Consider the following 17,261-nt stretch of genomic DNA (forward strand, 5'->3'; position numbering starts at 1 on the left):
AATGAGTACATAAATCAAAGATGAAAGGATTTATTTAAAATGGAAGAAAAATTTTATACAATAGATCAAATTGCAGAAAAACTAGGTATGCACCATAAAACCATAAGAAAATTTATAACAGAAGGAAAGCTTAGGGCAAATAAAGTTGGAAAGCAATGGAGAATATCAGGACATGATTTAAGCCTTTTTATGGAAAACAATAATGTTAACGTTAGTAATAAAAATGAAGTTGAAAATGAAAAAATGGAATTTAGCACTGGTGAGGTAGATATTAAAAGTAGAATTAACAAGATAAATGTATCTACTGTTATAGATATTAATGAGGTAGCTATAGAAGAATATATGAGAATATCAAATACGCTTATAGCGATAATGAATAGTAAAGATTCTAAAATGAGCAATTCAACTATTAATATGAAATATTATCCAAAGGAAAGAAATCTGAAGGTAATGTTATGGGGAGATGCGGAATTCACTAAAGAAATGTTGGATCTTATTTCTATACTAACCCAAAGTAATGATATGTAAATAAAAACTCTTAATGGTTTGTCATTAGCAAGAGTTAAATATACTGTTTCAAATTTAACGAACAAGCGTATTTTATTGTATAACAAAAGTATATATTGAAATGAGGAATATTATGAAAATAGACATTATTAAAGAGAATAATATTGAAATTGCTGTTATAAATAATAATGAGATATTGATAACAGATGTTCAGTCAGCATTGGATTTTATGGCAACCATATGGTATGATACGGGCTGTGACCGTATAGTTTTAAATAAGTCAGAAATATGTGAAGATTTTTTTGACTTAAGGACGAAGCTTGCAGGGGAAATATTACAGAAATTTATCAATTATCACATGAAAATAGCCATTGTTGGAGATTTTTCTACATATACAAGTAAGAGTTTAAAAGATTTTATCTATGAGAGTAATAATGGAAAAGATATATTTTTCTTATCAGATGAAAAGAAGGCTATTGAGAAATTAAGTTTAGTGTAAGCATACTGATGGATCATATTCTTATATGGTGTAACAGTTAAAAGTAGAATGAGGAGAAGTATCTAAGAGGTACTTCTTTTTAATTTTTATAAAAAATAAACTCCCTCTCCCATTTATATTATATCATATGAAATATTTAAATAACAGACTTATAATCTATGCTTATTGCGGGTATTATAGGAGCATGAATTATTTCATAGAGAATCACTTTGCCGATATTTAGAAAAGAGGAAGGGGAACAAGTATGAATTCATATGTGCTTAGCTTTCAGGAAATTGATAAAACAAAGATTTCTATAGTCGGGGGGAAAGGGGCCAACTTAGGAGAACTATCAAGGCTTACAGGGATCCTAGTGCCGGAATGTCTTTCAAGGAGTTAATATCTTTTGGCCGATGGTTTAAAGCTGGTGGAAGGTTGTTTGTTGATGTGGCACCAATGCTGGCTTCACCAGATGGCAGAAAAACCTTATTAAATAATATGAGACAACTCGAACCTCTTACAGAAGATGCAGTTATGACCATAATAGAGCGAGATTTCATAAAATGTTTACCAAATGATAAAAATGACCTTAAAAGCAATAAAAGTGTCTCAGCTTCAGGTTCAGAGCCACAAAAGGAATTGGATCCGAAAATCGTTTCTGAGCTGATTAAGAAGAGTCAATCATCCATAGAGGAGTTAAAACAAAAAATCCAAACGAGATCAGGGGTAGATTTAATTGATTTTATTCTGGAAGATATAAATGAGTTAAAGAGGATTTTATTTGACCCGCAAAGTACAGCTGTATTTATGGCAGCTATAAATGCTTCACTTTGGATCAACGAAAAGATGAATGATTGGTTAGGTGAAAAAAATGCAGCCGATATCCTTTCACAATCTGTACCAAGCAATATTACTTCGGAAATGGGTCTAGAATTAATGGATGTGGCAGATGTGATACGACCTTATCCAGAAATAGTTAATTTTTTACAACATGTAAAAGATGATAACTTCCTGGAGGAAGTGATTAAGTTTCATGGTGGAAAGGAAGCCCAGAATGCAATCTTGTGTTATCTTAGTAAATTTGGAATGCGCTGCAGCGGAGAAATAGATATTACTAGAACCCGCTTCAGCGAAAAACCAGTTACACTTGTCCCTATGATTCTAAGCAACATCAAGAACTTTGAGCCTAATGCTGGCAAAAAGAAATTTGGGCAAGGGCGACAGGAAGCTTTGAATAAAGAACAAGAGTTACTAAGTCGCTTGAGAGAGTTACCGGATGGTGAAGAAAAAGCCAAAGAAACAAAACGAAATATTGACTTGATCAGGAATTTTATAGGTTACCGTGAATACCCAAAATATGGTATGATTAACCGATATTTTGTTTATAAGCAGGCTTTAATGAAAGAAGCGGAACGGCTCGTACAAGATGGCGTTATTCATGAAAAAGAAGATATTTACTACCTTACTTTTGAAGAACTTCGCGAAGTAGTAAGCACCAATAAACTTGATTATGAGATTATAGGGAAGCGAAAAGAAGAGCACAAATTAAATGAAAAACTGACACCTCCACGTGTTATGACCTCTGATGGTGAAATCATTACAGGTAAATACAAACGAGAAAATCTTCCAGCGGGCGCTATTGCAGGTTTAGCTGTTTCTTCTGGAGTAATCGAGGGAAGAGCACGTGTCATCTTAAACATGGAAGAAGCTGTGCTAGAAGCTGGAGATATATTGGTTACCTCCTTTACTGACCCTAGCTGGACACCACTGTTTGTATCCATAAAAGGATTAGTAACTGAAATCGGTGGGCTAATGACCCATGGAGCAGTTATCGCACGTGAATATGGCTTACCAGCAGTTGTAGGGGTGGAAAATGCCACCAAATTAATAAAATATGGGCAAAGAATTCGCGTAAATGGGACAGAAGGGTATATAGAAATACTATAATGGGGAAAACATTGCCTTACACTGTATATTTTAAGTCCTAATTGACAAATAAAATAGAGTAATTTGCAACTGAAGTTTGGATATAATTACCAAAGTGTGAAGCTGAGTTGAATGAAAATAAACTGATCATGATGGTGCTAAATCCTCTTGATCAGTTTTTAAGTCTGAAAAAGTTAAAGTCACAATCATATAATAGTTCACATATCATTATAAGTTATATGCGCTTATAAACTACAAAGAAATTTAATTATTATTTGAATTATTGACAATTTATTCATTGGTTGAGCATCAGTATATTTCTTGTTTAAGCTTTTCTTCTGTAGAAGGAGATGCTGTATAAATCATTACTTTCAAATCAGGGTAGTTTGATAACTGCAAATTCACATGTTCAAACTCCAATTCTCCAATTTGAGGATGATTCCACAATTTATGACAATCAGTGACATTTTTAACTTCATGTCGAGGCCACCATAACCTGAAAAATTCACTTTCTTGTTTAAAATTCTCAATCATTTCGTTTAATCTTGCATCTTGAGGATATCTAGCGCAATCAGCTCTAAATCTTGCAATAGTAATTTTAGCCCGTTCCTCCCACTCTGCATCAATCTCTTCTTTGAATGAATCAATTAGAAATTGTTGTAATATGTTTGGTTTTGAAGCTAATTTGGAAGAATATACAGGAAATTGAAATACAAATTCTGCTGCTCGGTTCCATAACAGTACATCCCAGTATTTATTCATTATGTATGCTGGATTAGGTTCCAATGCAAATACAGTCCTCTCTAATCCTTTACTAACTTCCTTATATATTTCTCCTTCTTCCATTTCAGCTGATTTGGATAGTAAAAAAAGATATCGGCGTTCATCATCAGATAGTTTTAATGCATTAGCCAGACTTTCCAAGACTTGATGAGAAGGATGTACGTCTTTTCCTTGTTCTATGGATGTATACCAAGAAACACCGATATTAGCGAGCTGAGCGACCTCTTCACGACGAAGTCCCGGTGTGCGTCGGCGTCCATATGATGGCAATCCAGCCTGTTCTGGTGTAAGACGTTCCCTGGTTGCACGTAAAAATTCACCTAGCGACTGCTGTACTGTAATCTCTTTCATTTATTTTCCTCCTTTTATCCTACCACTCTCAATCATACGATAACCACAATGTGGTTGGACCATTATAAGCCTGATATATTAGTAATATAACATAAAAATAATTTATAGACAAAACCGTTTAGATTGGAGTGAATTAATATGAAAATATTTTTAACTGGGGCAACAGGCAAAGTTGGAAGCCGTCTTGTACCATATCTACTTAAACAAGGGCATGCTGTTCGTGTTCTTGTAAGGACTGCTGAACAAGCCATCACATTGAAAGAACAAGGAGCTGAAGTAGTCATAGGTGATCTTTTAAATAATGAAAATCTCGCTGACGATATAAAAGGTGTTGATGCCGTAGTACATACAGCAGCACAATTTAGAGGTGGCATTAGTGAAGAAATAGCTACAGCGGTGAATCTAGATTCAACTATTGAATTAGCTAAAGCAGCAATAGATGCAGGTGTCACAAGATTCGTTTTTACAAGCACAAGTAACGTATATCGAGATCTGAATGTAAACAGACTATGTAAAGAAGATGATATTCTTATACCCTCTAATTTAATGTATCCAAAAACAAAACGTGCTGCTGAAGAAGCTTTACTAAAATTACATCGTGATAAAGGTCTAGATATCCGTATTATGAGGTTAGCGTTTGTTTATGGAGATGGAGATCCGCATATTGAAGAAGTATTACCTTACATGATTAACTGGAATCCTTTAAAAAAGCAATCTATGATTCATCATGAAGATGTCAACCAAGCATTATTACTTGCTGCCAGTACATATGGTATTGGTGGCCGCATATATAACGTTGCAGATGATAATCCTATTGCTATAGGTGAATTATATAAATTATATGAAGGGCCAGAGCAAACACCTACTGAAGATGGATGGCTTATGTCTAACCTATGGGAATTAACTGCAGATCCGACTCGCATTAAAGAGGAACTAAATTTTAAGCCAAAATATTCTTCTATTTATGCTGCTAGGGATATGGGAGCCTTATAATTGTGATTTATAAAAGTGGATATACTTTTAAGTATGAAGCTTACCACGGTTCTGCTATTATTGAAAAGTAAGCGCCAAAAGGGAGCTGTTGCAAAACTAACACAGTTAGTTTTGCAGCGGCTCATTTTTTTAATTATACATTAAAAATTATAATGATAATTTTCAACTTATATTATCATTAAATTTAGAAAACTTAATACCAGAAGATGATTCTGTCCGCTTGCTAAGCCATGTATTGGAGGGATTAGATTACATTATGGTACTAAAATAGAGGCGAATGCGAATCGTTATACTTTTGTTTGGAAGAAAGTTATTTATAAAAATGAAAGCAAAATGTTTGATAATGTTATTTCCATTGTCGGAAATATTAACATGAATTAAAATATTTTTCCTAATTATGGAGTGAAGTAAGTAAGCCTATTTAAGTGCGTTTAAAATTCAAAAATCTTCAAATAACTGATGTGATATTTCAGATATTTGTAGATTTCATTTTTTAAACCGAAAAGGAGCATCGTTCCTGATTAAAAATTTAATCATTTTGCGACACTCCCTTATCATTTCTTATCTTACTTCTAAAGCGGTAAGTGACACTAATAGTACTTTTGGGTAAGTGAAATTAATTTGAAAGTTTAATGATTTAGCACAGATTTTCTGAACTGTGCAGGTGTTATACCAGTCCAACTTTTGAATGCTCTGTGAAAAGCACTCGTCTCAGAAAATCCGAGGATATATGTAATCTCATCTAAGGAGATATTTATGTCACTTAGATATTTTTTAGCCATACTTTTACGTGTTTCTTTCAGCAACTTAATATATGAGGTATCTTCCTTTTGTAAATATAATTGTAAGCTTCTTATACTCAGTAGTAGTTTTTTTGCAACATTTTCAATTGAAGGCAGATTACCTTTTCTTAATTCTTCAAAAAGTATTTCAGTAACCATATTAGAATATGTATTATTATTATTATTATTATCAAAGCCTTCAAGAATTTCTTGGACATTTTTTTCGAATAAAAGTAATAATTTTTTATTTGGTTCAATGACAGAAATGTTTAATTGCTCACTGTCAAAGATTAAAGCATTTGTTGATTTTTCAAAAAGCACTTCGCACTGAAAAATTCTTTCATATTCAGAAGTGTTGTTTGGCCTGGAATGGGAAAAATGAACTTCGTGCAATTTAAGAGTTTCGTTAGACAATAATTTAATATATGAAAGCATTCCAGAAATTTTGAATTCTGAGAAATGTCTGTTATCTTCTAATTCGTTATCTATAGTTACATTACTTAATACTGCGTAATTATCCATAATTTTAAAATCAGAGATACTTGTGCTATCAATGATTTTTTCATATATGCAATATTTTGTCCAACATTCATTTAATGTAGAACAATTCATTAGTACATAGCCTAAAATATTAGAAAATCCCTTTGATAAATGCTCTCCTTGATGAAGGCCTAGGTTATTGTCTTTAGTTAGCCTTACAGCAGAGTTTATTATTTTTTGAGCTTCAAGGCCTGATAATCTATTATCTGGTGATGATAAAATTAAAGGATTTACATTAGCATTTTTTATAACGTCTTTTGTACTAATTCCATAACAATTAAGATTACTTAAAAATGACGAAATTTTTGTTGCTGAAATAGATTTAGTAAGATGCATATATTTACCACCTATAATTTATTTATTCAAAATATAATTTTATTTGCGCTAATTGTCAATTGTTTTGCGTAAACCATCATTTGTAATGCCAGATAAATATTATATAAATATATTAACATAAATGTAAGGGAGATGGGATTACATGAATAAAACTGTATTAATAACAGGTGCATCAAGTGGAATAGGATTAGAGATTTCAAAAATATTTGCTAGAAATAATTATAATTTAGTTTTGGTTTCTCAAAATGAAGAAAACCTTAAAAAGACAATAAACATAATTCGTAAGGAGAATACTGAAATAACAATTTATGCGATTGCAAAGGATTTGTCAAAAACTTCTGCTCCACACGAAATATTGGAATATACTTTGAAAAATTCTATACAGATAGATATTTTAGTTAATAATGCAGGTATACAGGTGTATGGCAATTTTCATGATACAAAGATAGAGGATATATTAAATTTAATGAATATAAACATGTTTGCGATGACAAAGCTAACAAGGTTATTTGTTGATGGAATGATAAAAAGAGGTCATGGTAAAATACTTAATCTTGCGTCTACAGGTGCTTTTCAACCATGTCCACTAAATGCGGTTTATTGTGCATCAAAGGCTTTTGTATTACATATGTCTGAGGCAATAGGAGAAGAATTAAAGGGGACGGGAGTAACAATTACAACCCTTTGCCCAGGGGCTACAAGAACAAATTTTGCAAAACGAGCAAATATTGAAAACATAAAGCTTTTTAGAGGGAAATTACTGGAACCAAGTAAGGTGGCTGAAATTGGGTACAAAGCTTTAATGAAAGGTAAATCAGTAGTAATTACAGGTATCGTTAATGAACTTATCGCCCAATCTGTCAGATTTATTCCAAGAAGTATGGTTATAAAAATTGGGATGAATGTGATGAGGGAATAATCAGTGATTTATTAAATAAGCAAGAAAGAAAAACTGTTATCATTTATTTATGATACGGCGAACCATATCGTAAGTGAGTGGTAGATTTACTAAAATTAGATAAAAAGCTACTAGAAATAACTTACCATATAAAAAGTAGTATGATAAATTTTGTTTAATTGCGATACAAATAGATATATACAGGATAGTATATAAATTGAAACAGCTTAAAATAGCATTGCAAATAATAAATATAGTATTATAAATACAGGATAATGGCCCAATATAAGGGCAATATCCTGTATTTTTATTCATAAAAAGCAATAATTTTAATATTTGTTGTGAAGTATCTTGTTAATGTTCCGTATCTATATATGAAAGATATAGAATAAGAAAGGAGTTAAGAAATGACTATCAATGAAGATAATGTTTTATTAGAACTTAGAAAAAGAAATCCTAAAGCTTTAGAATATATAATAAATACTTATTCAAATTTCGCTTTTAAGGTAGTTATAAATGTTTTAGGAAACGATAATTATGAAAGCGCTAAGGAATGTCTTAATGATATATACCTCCTAGTATGGAATAAGCATCAGCTTTATAATCCACAGAAGGCTTCCTTTAAGAATTGGCTCTTAGCTGTCAGCAAGTATAAGGCTATAGACTATAAGAGAAGCTTAAAGCAAACAAATAATGTACAAATTGAAGAAGAGTCTTTATTTTCTTCCAATAATGTTGAAAATGAATATATTCTAAAGGAAAATAAAAAGCAATTACTTGAGCTATTAAATAATGAAAGTAAAACAGATAGAGAAATATTCATAAGAAAATATATTTTTGATGAGGATGTAAATAGTATAAGTAAGAAGTTAAAGTTATCAAAAGGTGCAGTTTACAACAGGTTATGGAGAACAAGAAATTCTCTTACAGAAAAACTAAATGTTTCGTATAAAGAGGAGGCAGTGAAATGAAATCAAATTTTAATGAAGATGAAATTTTAGTTCTATTAAATGATGTTACTATTACAGATGATGAGTTAAGCTCTTTTGAGTTTAATGATACGGAAAAAAGAAAGTTACATTGTAAAGTACTTAATAAAGTTAAAGAAAAGAGTTCAAAGAGAAGGAGTTTTTCAATAGCTGCATCTTTTATCTTAGTATGTTCAATAGCGTTAGCAGGTAAATCAGTAATTGCAACCATAAATACAGAGATATTTGGAGACAATAAAGCAATTGAACAGGCAGTGAAGCATAATTATGTACAAGAAGTAAATGGAGGTATTGTTAATGATAATGGAGTAGGAATTCAAGTAACCAACATTGTGATAGATAAAGCGAAATTTGCTTTGTCCTTTGATTTAAAATTTGATAATCCAGAAATTTTAAAGAAGTTACAATGGTTAGATATGGATTTGGAAATCAAAGATGAGAAAGGGAGAATAATTAATGGATACTGTGACCAAGACCTTTCTGATAAAAATGTATTGGGAGTTATTAGTTCAAGCTCTGACAACTTTCAAATTTTAAATAAAGACACAGGAGAAGCAAGATATAACCTTATACTGGATTCCGATGATAAAAACATTCCAGTTCTAAATAAGATAGATATAAATATAAGAACAATTTCCTTTAATTTGATTGATAGCCAAAATGATAATCTAGATGAGATATCAGGAAAATGGCAATTTAGAGTAGATGTAAATAGTGAATTTAATAATAATAAAAGTATATTTTTTACAGGAGACAATACTAATAATGAGATTAAGGTAAATTCTGTAGAAACCACTCAAACAGGTACAGTACTAAAATTTACTTCTCCTAAGAATGTAAATTATAAAGATGTATTTAAAAATGTTTATCTTATAGATGATAAGGGAGTAAGTAAAAATGTTACAGGAAGTGTAGGTTCTATGAGTGATGAAAATAATAATTTTATTTATACAGTAACCTTTCCGATAACAACTTTTGACAATCCTAAGGATTTGAGGTTTGTAATTAAAGATTACAATGGAAAAAATGTTGAAGTAAAACTAAAGAGAAATTAGTTCAGCGGTAATGTTAATAACTGTTAGTAGTATGAGTAAATTAGGTGCCTTGCAAGATGATCAGTATTTAAAAAGCCAAGTTGCTGTTACAGCAGTGGAGGCTTCTAAAATTGGAGATGAACTATACTCTATTATTGCAGATTCTATTATTAATCATAACATGGAAGAGACAAATAAAGAATGGTCAAAAATGAAAATAGATAAAGAGAAGCTAATTCAAGAAGTTATTGAAAATTCAGACACAGATGAGGAAAAGGCATTAGCTTCAACTGCAAATGATGCTTTTCATAAATATGTGGACACATATGAGAATAAGTTAATTCCTCTTTTAAACTCTTCTTCTTATAATGTAGAAGATGCAAAAGAAATTGACGGACAGCTTGATGAATTAAAAATAGAGATTAAAGATTCTATGACTAAAATAAGTATATCGATGCAAAATGAACTAGAAGAATCAGACAACAAGTGATAGCGCAGAAGGAACAACCGATATTGCAAGTAGAATTTCAAATATAAGCATGCAATCCGATGATGTTTTAAAGTTCGTGATAAAAACTAAAGAAACAGCTGAAACCTTAAAGAGGGAAATTTCAGTATTTAAAATATAATGTTTTATTTAAGGTGGAGGTGCGATTTTATCGTACTTCTAATGAATAGTTGAAATCCAAATGTTTATTACAGTGTATAAAGATAAATTTTACTAATTTGCACCTATATATTATAATATACAGATGTAAATTAAGGTGTTATAGAAATTGGATAATTGAGAATTACTATATAAGACAATAAAGGTTTCTACAAACATCAAAATATTCAGGAGGATTATTTCATGAAACAGAAGTTAAGTTTTCAGCAGAATCTGCTGATTGGCTCATTGTTATTTGGACTATTTTTTGGTGCAGGTAACTTAATTTTTCCAGTGCAAATGGGACAAAAAGCCGGTAATCATACTTTTATGGCGACTATTGGATTTTTAATTACAGGTGTGGGACTTCCGATGTTTGGAATTATGGCATCAGCAATTTCAAGAAGTGAAAGTTTATTTGATATGGCTAGACCTGTTAGCTCAAAGTATGCTCGTATTTTTACGTGTCTTTTATATTTGACAATTGGTCCATTGTTTGCAATTCCGCGTACAGCTACGGTTGCATTTGAGGTTGGGATTCATCCTTTTATTCCAGATCAGCATTTGAAATTAGGATTAATCATTTTCTCATTAATATTTTTTATTTTTACCATTTATTTTTCATTAAGACCAGGACAAATTTTAGATTGGGTTGGTAAATATCTTACGCCTATTTTTTTGGTATTATTATCAGTTTTATTAATTGTTGTTTTTGTAAGCCCAATGGGACAAGTGAGTAGCTACCCGGCTCAAGGAAACTACGCTGATCAGCCACTATTTACTGGTCTACTAGATGGATATAATACTATGGATGCTTTGGCTTCAGTTGCTTTTGCTATTATTATAATTTCAAACATACAAAAATTAGGGGTTAAAGAGCCACGCTTTATTGTTATCGAAACATGTAAATCTGGTTTGGTAAGTGTTATTGGAATGTCTATTATTTATAGTTCATTAGCTTACATGGGAGCTACAAGCCTAGGAAGCGTTGAATCGGCTGATAATGGTGGTATTATTTTATCTATGGTAAGTAATCATTACTTTGGATTCATTGGTAAAGTGCTGCTAGCGGGCATCGTTGGAATTGCCTGTGTAAAAACAGCCATTGGTTTAATTACTTCATGTTCTGAGATGTTCAGTGAAATGTTCCCAAACTCTATTTCTTACAAAAAGTATGCTGTTATATTTACAGTTTTCTCTTTTGTAATTGCTAATTTTGGATTAAGCAATATAATTCAGCTATCCATTCCAGTGCTTATGTTCTTATATCCATTAGTAATTACTTTAATATTACTGTCTCTTTTGGCACCCGTTATTAAGAAGCAAAGTCATGTATACAAATGGACAACAGGATTAACAGTTATCGCAGCATTTTTTGATTTATGCAAAGCACTACCAGGATTCTTACAACAAAATGCAGCAATAACACAGCTTATCAATTTCGCTCACTTATATTTACCAGGCTTTGATTATGGATTTGGATGGCTATTGCCAGCCGTTGCTGGATTTATTATCGGATTAATAAATTGGAGTACTAGTTCCAAGAAACATAGCATATAAATTCAATAGATAACTTTATTTATAAAGTGTGAACTGGTAAGTTTGACATATAATTTAATATTTAAATAAATAAGGAGAACCAAGTTCAGATGAATGAGGTTCTCCTATGCATTTTGCTTTAAGAAAATTGCTGCTATCTCTGCTATTTACTTTCGAAATTTTCCCTAACCAATTGCATAAACAATGACATTGCAGGACTAATCCACTTGTTTTTGTGATAAGAGTACATAGCCGTGATTTTACTATCAGAGCAGTTTGCATGAATTTCTTTTAATTTTTTATTTTTAAGCTCATCTTCAACTACAAAACGAGGTAAGAAAGATATTCCTAAATTGCTTGAAACACAGTTTTTGATTGCTTCAATACTCCAAAGTTCTATGGTGTTATTTAAGGTTATATTATTACTACGAAGATAATTTTCAAATATTCTTCTATAGATACAATTAGGTTCATTGATAACAAGGCTTGTATTTATTGCTTGATCTGGCGTGCTAAAGTCAGCTTTTTCGTGTTCAAATAAAGGTGAACATACTAGAACTACAGGAAATTCAGTTAGTTGAACGGACGTTAAACTTTCTTTATGAGTTCCTACATCATAAAGTAAACCAATGTCTACTTCACCTTTAACCAACATGTCATTAATCACATAGCAATTTAATGAAACTATAGAAAGGCTCACATCAGGAGCTTTTTGTCTAAATAAACTAAGCACATTTTGTAATTTGTATGACATTAATGAGTCAGCTATTGCAATTTTTAATTCCCCTTTAGGCATATCATCGTTTTTTCCGATACTTTCAATTTTTTTTACTGTTTCAAGTAATTCATCTGTATGTGTTATTAATTCTTTTCCAAGTGGAGTTAATACCATATTGCGGCCTATCTTTTCGAATAATTTTATTGAAAGTTCCTGTTCTAGCTGTTGAATTTGTGATGTAACAGTAGATTGAGTGTATCCAATCTTTAATGCTGCATTTGAAAAACTGCCTTCTTCAACAATACATTTAAATGTTTTAAAGTGCCTTATATCCACATATATCACTCCAATCTGTATAGTGTTCATGATATATTGAAAAAAATGAATTGTCAATTTGAAAATATCAATTTTACAAATACATGGTGATTTGATAGGATTAATTAACGAAAGGGGATATTGAAAAATTAAACCTAGGACAAGTATTTTGAACAATATTTTTAGAAGGAGAATTATATCATGAATTTAACAGCATTTTTAACTTTTACTCTTTTAACAGCATTTACACCAGGCCCAAATAACATATTAGCCATGTCTAATACAAGTAAGTTTGGATTGAAAAAGAGTATTAAATTGATTCAAGGAATTTCCGCTGGTTTTTTATCAGTAATGGTATTATGTAGCTTTTTTAGTGTGATTCTTGTAAACATCATTCCAATGATTAAACCTGTTATGACTTATATCGGAGTAGGATATATTTTGTGGCTGGCGTGGCATGTTGTTAAAAGCAAATCACGGTCCAATGATGAGAATATAGAAAATGCAGACAGCTTTATCACAGGTTTTATTCTACAATTTGTAAATGTAAAAATTATATTATATGGTATAACAGCCATTTCTACTTTTATTATCCCGTTCTATAGTTCTTTTATTTCAATTGGAGCTTTTACATTACTAATCACAGTCTTTGGATGTTCTGGAGTTTTCGCTTGGGCAGTTTTTGGTGCAGTATTTCAGAGGTTTTTTGAGAGATATAGGGTTGCAGTTAACATAATAATGGCATTACTTTTAGTCTATTCTGCATTTACCTTAATAATATAAGGGTTTAAAATATAATTTTATTTAAAACCAAATTAAATTAATAATAGTATTAGAAATAGCATAATTATAAGTGTTGGTATACAATGTGAAAATGTTAAATACAGCTTAAGTTAGACAAGGAGGACAGACTCAAATAATGTTTCAATAAAATGAAAAACGTTGCTTTTGTAAGCTAATAGGAGAAAAAATGGTTATAAGTTCAAAAGATAACAAAATACAAGCTGTTATTGGCTATTATGGTTATAAATGGATAAAGGGACATTTGAAAAGTATACCTATGAGGTATACAATTAAAGTATACGGTTTAGGTATACATTTAAGGAATGTGTTGAGAAAATGGTTTAGTAAGTAAGATACATTAACTGTACAATTTTCAACAATGAAAAGGAATACAAAGATTAATTAAATTTGGAGTATTTTACTTATGGTATCGAGTAATGTGGTTTTGCAGATTTCATAGAATGACGTTGGTGAAACCGTATAATTTATTGGAGGTGTATTTATGTTTTTTAAGACTACAGAACAGCATGAAAACTTGAGGGAAAAGATCAGAGTGTTTGCAGAAGAGGAAGTTAAACCTATTGCATTTATGTTGGATCAGGAAAATAAATTTCCGTCAGAAGTAGTTCAAAAGCTAGCTGATATGGACGTGATGGGAATTCCATATCCTAAAGAATATGGAGGAGCAGGTTTAGATGTGATCAGTTATGCAATTGCTGTAGAGGAATTATCAAGAGTTGATGGGGGAACAGGAGTAATTCTGTCTGCTCATACATCACTTGGAACATATCCAATTGCGGCATTTGGAACTGAGGAGCAGAAACAAAAATACTTAGTGCCACTCGCAAAAGGAGAGAAACTTGGTGCCTTCGGTCTAACTGAAGAAAACGCAGGTAGTGATGCAGGTGGAACAGAAACAACCGCCGTATTGGAAGGAGACTATTATATTTTAAATGGCGAAAAAATATTCATCACCAATGGTGGTGAGGCAGATATTAATATTGTTTTCGCTGTAACTACACCAGACATTGGTACACGCGGCATTAGTGCATTTATAGTTGAGAAAGGCTGGGAAGGTTTCAGTTTTGGTAAACATTATGACAAAATGGGAATTCGTTCTTCAGCTACTGCAGAGTTAATTTTTAATGATGTAAAAGTGCCTAAGGAAAATTTATTAGGTAAAGAAGGCGATGGCTTCAAGATTGCTATGTCTACTTTAGATGGTGGTCGTATTGGTATTGCCGCCCAAGCCCTTGGGATAGCGCAAGGTGCCTATGAGAATGCCTTAGAGTATTCAAAAGAAAGAGTTCAATTTGGTAAACCTATTTGCCAGCAGCAAATAATCGCTTTTAAACTAGCTGATATGGCTACAAAGCTTAGAGCTGCTAGATTTCTTGTTTATAGTGCCGCAGAGCTTAAGGGAAATCATGAACATTACAGTATGGAAGCTGCTATGGCTAAACAATATACTTCAGATGTTTGTCTTGAGATTGTCAATGATGCTCTTCAAATATTTGGTGGAAGCGGATACCTTAAAGGAATGGAAGTTGAACGTGCCTACAGAGATGCTAAAATTTGCACAATATACGAAGGAACTAATGAAATTCAACGAGTTGTTATTGCAGCTAATATTATAGGTAAAATGCCAAAGACAGAGCAAGTAGCAAAAACGTCAAGGGAACCTGCTACAGGATATCGTAAAAAAGTAATTTTTAAAGATGGAACTCTAGAAGAAAGAGTGAATACTCTTGTAGAAGCTCTTAAGAAAGACGGATATGATTTCACTGTAGGAATTCCTATGGATACGCCAATAAGTAAAGCAGAAAGAGTAGTCAGCGTAGGTCAAGGTATAGGAGAAAAGGAAAATATGCATCTTATAAAAGACTTAGCAGTACAAGCTGGTGCAGCAATAGGTTCTTCACGTCCTGTAGCTGAAACATTAAAATATGTGCCAATAGACCGATATGTAGGTATGTCAGGTCAAAAGTTTAAAGGAAATCTTTATATTGCCTGCGGTATTTCGGGAGCAGGTCAACATTTGAAAGGAATAAAAGACGCATCTACAATAGTTGCTATAAATATTAATCCAAATGCAAAAATCTTTAAGAATGCTGATTATGGAATAGTTGGTGACTTGAAGGAAGTATTGCCACTACTAACTGAGGCTTTAGATAATGGTGAGGAAAAGAAAGAGGCACCACCTATGAAAAAGATTAAGAGAGCTTCAGTGAAGAAAGTTATTCCAACTTGGAAGCATTATGTATGTAATGGATGTGGCTATGAATATGATCCTGGAGTGGGAGATTTAGAAGGAGAAGTAAGTCCAGGTACACTTTTTGAAAACTTACCTGAAGAGTGGACTTGCCCTGCTTGTGGTGAAGAAAAGGATATGTTTATAGAAGTATAAGACATACAATAAAAAATAAAGGAGGATTATCCATGTATTGCGTTAGAGAAATAACTGAAGATCTTTATTGGGTTGGAGGCAATGATCGTCGTCTTGCTCTTTTTGAAAATGTTCATCCTATTCAAAGGGGTGTTTCATATAATTCATATTTACTTTTAGATGAGAAAACAGTGCTATTTGATACTGTAGATTGGTCAATCTGCCGACAATTCCTTGAAAATATTAAAGGGGTTCTAGGGGACAAAACTTTAGACTATATGGTAATTAATCATATGGAGCCTGATCATGCAGCTTGTATTGAAGAAATTGTTATTCGCTATCCAGAGGTACAAATTATATGTACTGAAAAAGCTTCTTTGTTCATGCGTCAGTTTGGTTTTGATATAGATGGTAAAATAACAGAGGTCAAAGAAGGAGATACTATGTCCTTTGGAAAGCATAATGTAGTATTTGTTGCTGCACCAATGGTACACTGGCCAGAAGCAATGGTGACCTTTGATACTACTAATGGAGTACTTTTCTCAGCTGATGCATTTGGTTCTTTTGGAGCTTTGGATGGAAAGCTGTTTAATGATGAAGTGAATTTTGATCGTGACTGGATTGATGATGCTAGAAGATATTATACAAACATAGTAGGAAAATACGGACCTCATGTCCAAGCTCTATTAAAGAAAGCAGGAACCATAGATATTAAAATTATCTGTCCGCTTCATGGACCTGTATGGCGTAATGATTTTGGTTACCTGCTTGATAAATATGATAAATGGAGCAGTTACGAACCTGAAGAAAAAGGAGTATTAATCGTCTATGGCTCAATGTATGGAAATACAGAAGCAGCAGCTAATGATTTAGCAACAAGGTTAGTTAAAAAGGGAATGACTAATGTGAACATGTATGATGTTTCAAAAACTCATGTTTCATATTTAATTTCTGATTCATTCAAATACAGCCATATTGTTCTTGCATCTGTAACTTACAATTTAAATATATATCCGCCAATCCATGATTATATATTAGATATGAAAGCATTAAATCTTCAAAAACGTACTTTTGCTCTTATAGAAAATGGTTCATGGGCTCCTCAGTCAGGCAAATTAATGCGTGAACTAATAGAGCAAATGAAGGACATGACTATTCTAGATTGCGATATGTCAATTAATTCTAGCATGAAAGAAAGTGACGAGGATTCAATAGATTCTATTGTCGATAGTATACTGGAATCAATGAAATAATTTA

Annotated in this window: 15 protein-coding genes and 2 pseudogenes; 14 read left to right on the forward strand and 3 right to left on the reverse strand. The window is 32.0% G+C overall.

Going from position 1 to position 17,261, the window contains the following annotated elements:
• The first annotated feature begins 39 nt into the window (after nucleotides 1-39).
• The 3 genes and pseudogenes from D2A34_RS06410 to ppsA all read left to right on the forward strand — a co-directional run.
• Complete coding sequence (locus D2A34_RS06410) at nucleotides 40-528, forward strand: helix-turn-helix domain-containing protein (protein WP_119366070.1); 489 nt, start codon at nucleotides 40-42, stop codon at nucleotides 526-528.
• Between the two features lie 112 nt (nucleotides 529-640).
• Complete coding sequence (locus D2A34_RS06415) at nucleotides 641-1,006, forward strand: DUF4180 domain-containing protein (RefSeq protein WP_119366071.1); 366 nt, start codon at nucleotides 641-643, stop codon at nucleotides 1,004-1,006.
• Nucleotides 1,007-1,363: 357 nt separating this feature from the next.
• Nucleotides 1,364-2,932 (forward strand): annotated as a pseudogene (ppsA, locus tag D2A34_RS06420) (phosphoenolpyruvate synthase); the annotation flags it as partial.
• 288 nt (nucleotides 2,933-3,220) lie between these two features.
• On the opposite strand, the gene D2A34_RS06425 reads toward ppsA, so the two are convergent.
• The gene (locus tag D2A34_RS06425; RefSeq protein ID WP_119366072.1) at nucleotides 3,221-4,045 is read right to left on the reverse strand and encodes a helix-turn-helix transcriptional regulator; all 825 of its coding nucleotides are present in this window, start codon (nucleotides 4,043-4,045) and stop codon (nucleotides 3,221-3,223) included.
• A gap of 138 nt (nucleotides 4,046-4,183) precedes the next feature.
• Between D2A34_RS06425 and D2A34_RS06430 the strand changes: the two genes are divergently transcribed.
• Both D2A34_RS06430 and D2A34_RS06435 read left to right on the forward strand, forming a co-directional pair.
• Complete coding sequence (locus D2A34_RS06430) at nucleotides 4,184-5,038, forward strand: NAD-dependent epimerase/dehydratase family protein (protein ID WP_119366073.1); 855 nt, start codon at nucleotides 4,184-4,186, stop codon at nucleotides 5,036-5,038.
• Nucleotides 5,039-5,177: 139 nt separating this feature from the next.
• A pseudogene (locus D2A34_RS06435) lies at nucleotides 5,178-5,383 on the forward strand (hypothetical protein); the annotation flags it as partial.
• Nucleotides 5,384-5,667: 284 nt separating this feature from the next.
• On the opposite strand, the gene D2A34_RS06440 reads toward D2A34_RS06435, so the two are convergent.
• A complete protein-coding gene (locus tag D2A34_RS06440; protein ID WP_119366074.1) occupies nucleotides 5,668-6,696 on the reverse strand; it encodes an AraC family transcriptional regulator in 1,029 nt (342 codons plus the stop codon).
• A 142-nt stretch (nucleotides 6,697-6,838) separates the two neighbouring features.
• On the opposite strand from D2A34_RS06440, the gene D2A34_RS06445 reads away from it, so the two are divergent.
• From D2A34_RS06445 to brnQ, 5 genes are all read left to right on the forward strand, one after another.
• On the forward strand, nucleotides 6,839-7,615 hold the full coding sequence (locus tag D2A34_RS06445; protein ID WP_119366075.1) for an SDR family NAD(P)-dependent oxidoreductase: 777 nt from the start codon (nucleotides 6,839-6,841) through the stop codon (nucleotides 7,613-7,615).
• A gap of 386 nt (nucleotides 7,616-8,001) precedes the next feature.
• The gene (locus D2A34_RS06450; protein WP_119366076.1) at nucleotides 8,002-8,565 is read left to right on the forward strand and encodes a sigma-70 family RNA polymerase sigma factor; all 564 of its coding nucleotides are present in this window, start codon (nucleotides 8,002-8,004) and stop codon (nucleotides 8,563-8,565) included.
• On the forward strand, nucleotides 8,562-9,638 hold the full coding sequence (locus D2A34_RS06455; protein WP_119366077.1) for a DUF4179 domain-containing protein: 1,077 nt from the start codon (nucleotides 8,562-8,564) through the stop codon (nucleotides 9,636-9,638). The genes D2A34_RS06450 and D2A34_RS06455 overlap by 4 nt, the downstream gene beginning before the upstream one ends.
• Nucleotides 9,639-9,669: 31 nt before the next feature.
• Nucleotides 9,670-10,107: a hypothetical protein gene (locus D2A34_RS06460; RefSeq protein ID WP_147357736.1), complete on the forward strand. Its 438-nt coding sequence runs from the start codon at nucleotides 9,670-9,672 to the stop codon at nucleotides 10,105-10,107.
• A 360-nt stretch (nucleotides 10,108-10,467) separates the two neighbouring features.
• Nucleotides 10,468-11,823 carry a branched-chain amino acid transport system II carrier protein gene (gene brnQ, locus D2A34_RS06465; protein WP_119366079.1) on the forward strand — a complete coding sequence of 452 codons (1,356 nt, stop codon included), beginning with the start codon at nucleotides 10,468-10,470 and terminating at the stop codon, nucleotides 11,821-11,823.
• Nucleotides 11,824-11,965: 142 nt separating this feature from the next.
• Here the strand turns inward: brnQ and D2A34_RS06470 are convergent, their stop codons facing one another.
• Nucleotides 11,966-12,856: a LysR family transcriptional regulator gene (locus tag D2A34_RS06470; protein ID WP_119366080.1), complete on the reverse strand. Its 891-nt coding sequence runs from the start codon at nucleotides 12,854-12,856 to the stop codon at nucleotides 11,966-11,968.
• Between the two features lie 180 nt (nucleotides 12,857-13,036).
• On the opposite strand from D2A34_RS06470, the gene D2A34_RS06475 reads away from it, so the two are divergent.
• The 4 genes from D2A34_RS06475 (at nucleotide 13,037) to D2A34_RS06485 (ending at nucleotide 17,257) form a co-directional block, all read left to right on the forward strand.
• Complete coding sequence (locus D2A34_RS06475; RefSeq protein ID WP_119366081.1) at nucleotides 13,037-13,618, forward strand: LysE family transporter; 582 nt, start codon at nucleotides 13,037-13,039, stop codon at nucleotides 13,616-13,618.
• A 187-nt stretch (nucleotides 13,619-13,805) separates the two neighbouring features.
• Nucleotides 13,806-13,970, forward strand: coding sequence for a hypothetical protein (locus tag D2A34_RS26585; RefSeq protein WP_182629319.1), 165 nt, complete (start codon nucleotides 13,806-13,808; stop codon nucleotides 13,968-13,970).
• Between the two features lie 150 nt (nucleotides 13,971-14,120).
• Nucleotides 14,121-16,025 carry an acyl-CoA dehydrogenase family protein gene (locus tag D2A34_RS06480; protein ID WP_079438218.1) on the forward strand — a complete coding sequence of 635 codons (1,905 nt, stop codon included), beginning with the start codon at nucleotides 14,121-14,123 and terminating at the stop codon, nucleotides 16,023-16,025.
• 32 nt (nucleotides 16,026-16,057) lie between these two features.
• Nucleotides 16,058-17,257 (forward strand): FprA family A-type flavoprotein, encoded by a 1,200-nt coding sequence (locus D2A34_RS06485; RefSeq protein ID WP_079438217.1) that lies wholly within the window; start codon nucleotides 16,058-16,060, stop codon nucleotides 17,255-17,257.
• Nucleotides 17,258-17,261: the final 4 nt, after the last annotated feature.

The sequence above is a fragment of the Clostridium chromiireducens genome, from assembly GCF_003575225.1.
Lineage (GTDB): Bacteria > Bacillota > Clostridia > Clostridiales > Clostridiaceae > Clostridium > Clostridium chromiireducens.

Excerpts from the sequence above, each read along its gene's own strand:
- D2A34_RS06430 (WP_119366073.1), top strand. The coding sequence starts at position 4,184 with ATGAAAATATTTTTAACTGGGGCAACAGGCAAAGTTGGAAGCCGTCTT.
- D2A34_RS06485 (WP_079438217.1), top strand. The coding sequence starts at position 16,058 with ATGTATTGCGTTAGAGAAATAACTGAAGATCTTTATTGGGTTGGAGGC.
- D2A34_RS06445 (WP_119366075.1), top strand. The coding sequence starts at position 6,839 with ATGAATAAAACTGTATTAATAACAGGTGCATCAAGTGGAATAGGATTA.
- D2A34_RS26585 (WP_182629319.1), top strand. The coding sequence starts at position 13,806 with ATGGTTATAAGTTCAAAAGATAACAAAATACAAGCTGTTATTGGCTAT.
- D2A34_RS06415 (WP_119366071.1), top strand. The coding sequence starts at position 641 with ATGAAAATAGACATTATTAAAGAGAATAATATTGAAATTGCTGTTATA.
- D2A34_RS06440 (WP_119366074.1), bottom strand. The coding sequence starts at position 6,696 with ATGCATCTTACTAAATCTATTTCAGCAACAAAAATTTCGTCATTTTTA.
- D2A34_RS06450 (WP_119366076.1), top strand. The coding sequence starts at position 8,002 with ATGACTATCAATGAAGATAATGTTTTATTAGAACTTAGAAAAAGAAAT.
- brnQ (WP_119366079.1), top strand. The coding sequence starts at position 10,468 with ATGAAACAGAAGTTAAGTTTTCAGCAGAATCTGCTGATTGGCTCATTG.
- D2A34_RS06480 (WP_079438218.1), top strand. The coding sequence starts at position 14,121 with ATGTTTTTTAAGACTACAGAACAGCATGAAAACTTGAGGGAAAAGATC.
- D2A34_RS06455 (WP_119366077.1), top strand. The coding sequence starts at position 8,562 with ATGAAATCAAATTTTAATGAAGATGAAATTTTAGTTCTATTAAATGAT.
- D2A34_RS06475 (WP_119366081.1), top strand. The coding sequence starts at position 13,037 with ATGAATTTAACAGCATTTTTAACTTTTACTCTTTTAACAGCATTTACA.
- D2A34_RS06460 (WP_147357736.1), top strand. The coding sequence starts at position 9,670 with ATGAGTAAATTAGGTGCCTTGCAAGATGATCAGTATTTAAAAAGCCAA.
- D2A34_RS06410 (WP_119366070.1), top strand. The coding sequence starts at position 40 with ATGGAAGAAAAATTTTATACAATAGATCAAATTGCAGAAAAACTAGGT.
- D2A34_RS06425 (WP_119366072.1), bottom strand. The coding sequence starts at position 4,045 with ATGAAAGAGATTACAGTACAGCAGTCGCTAGGTGAATTTTTACGTGCA.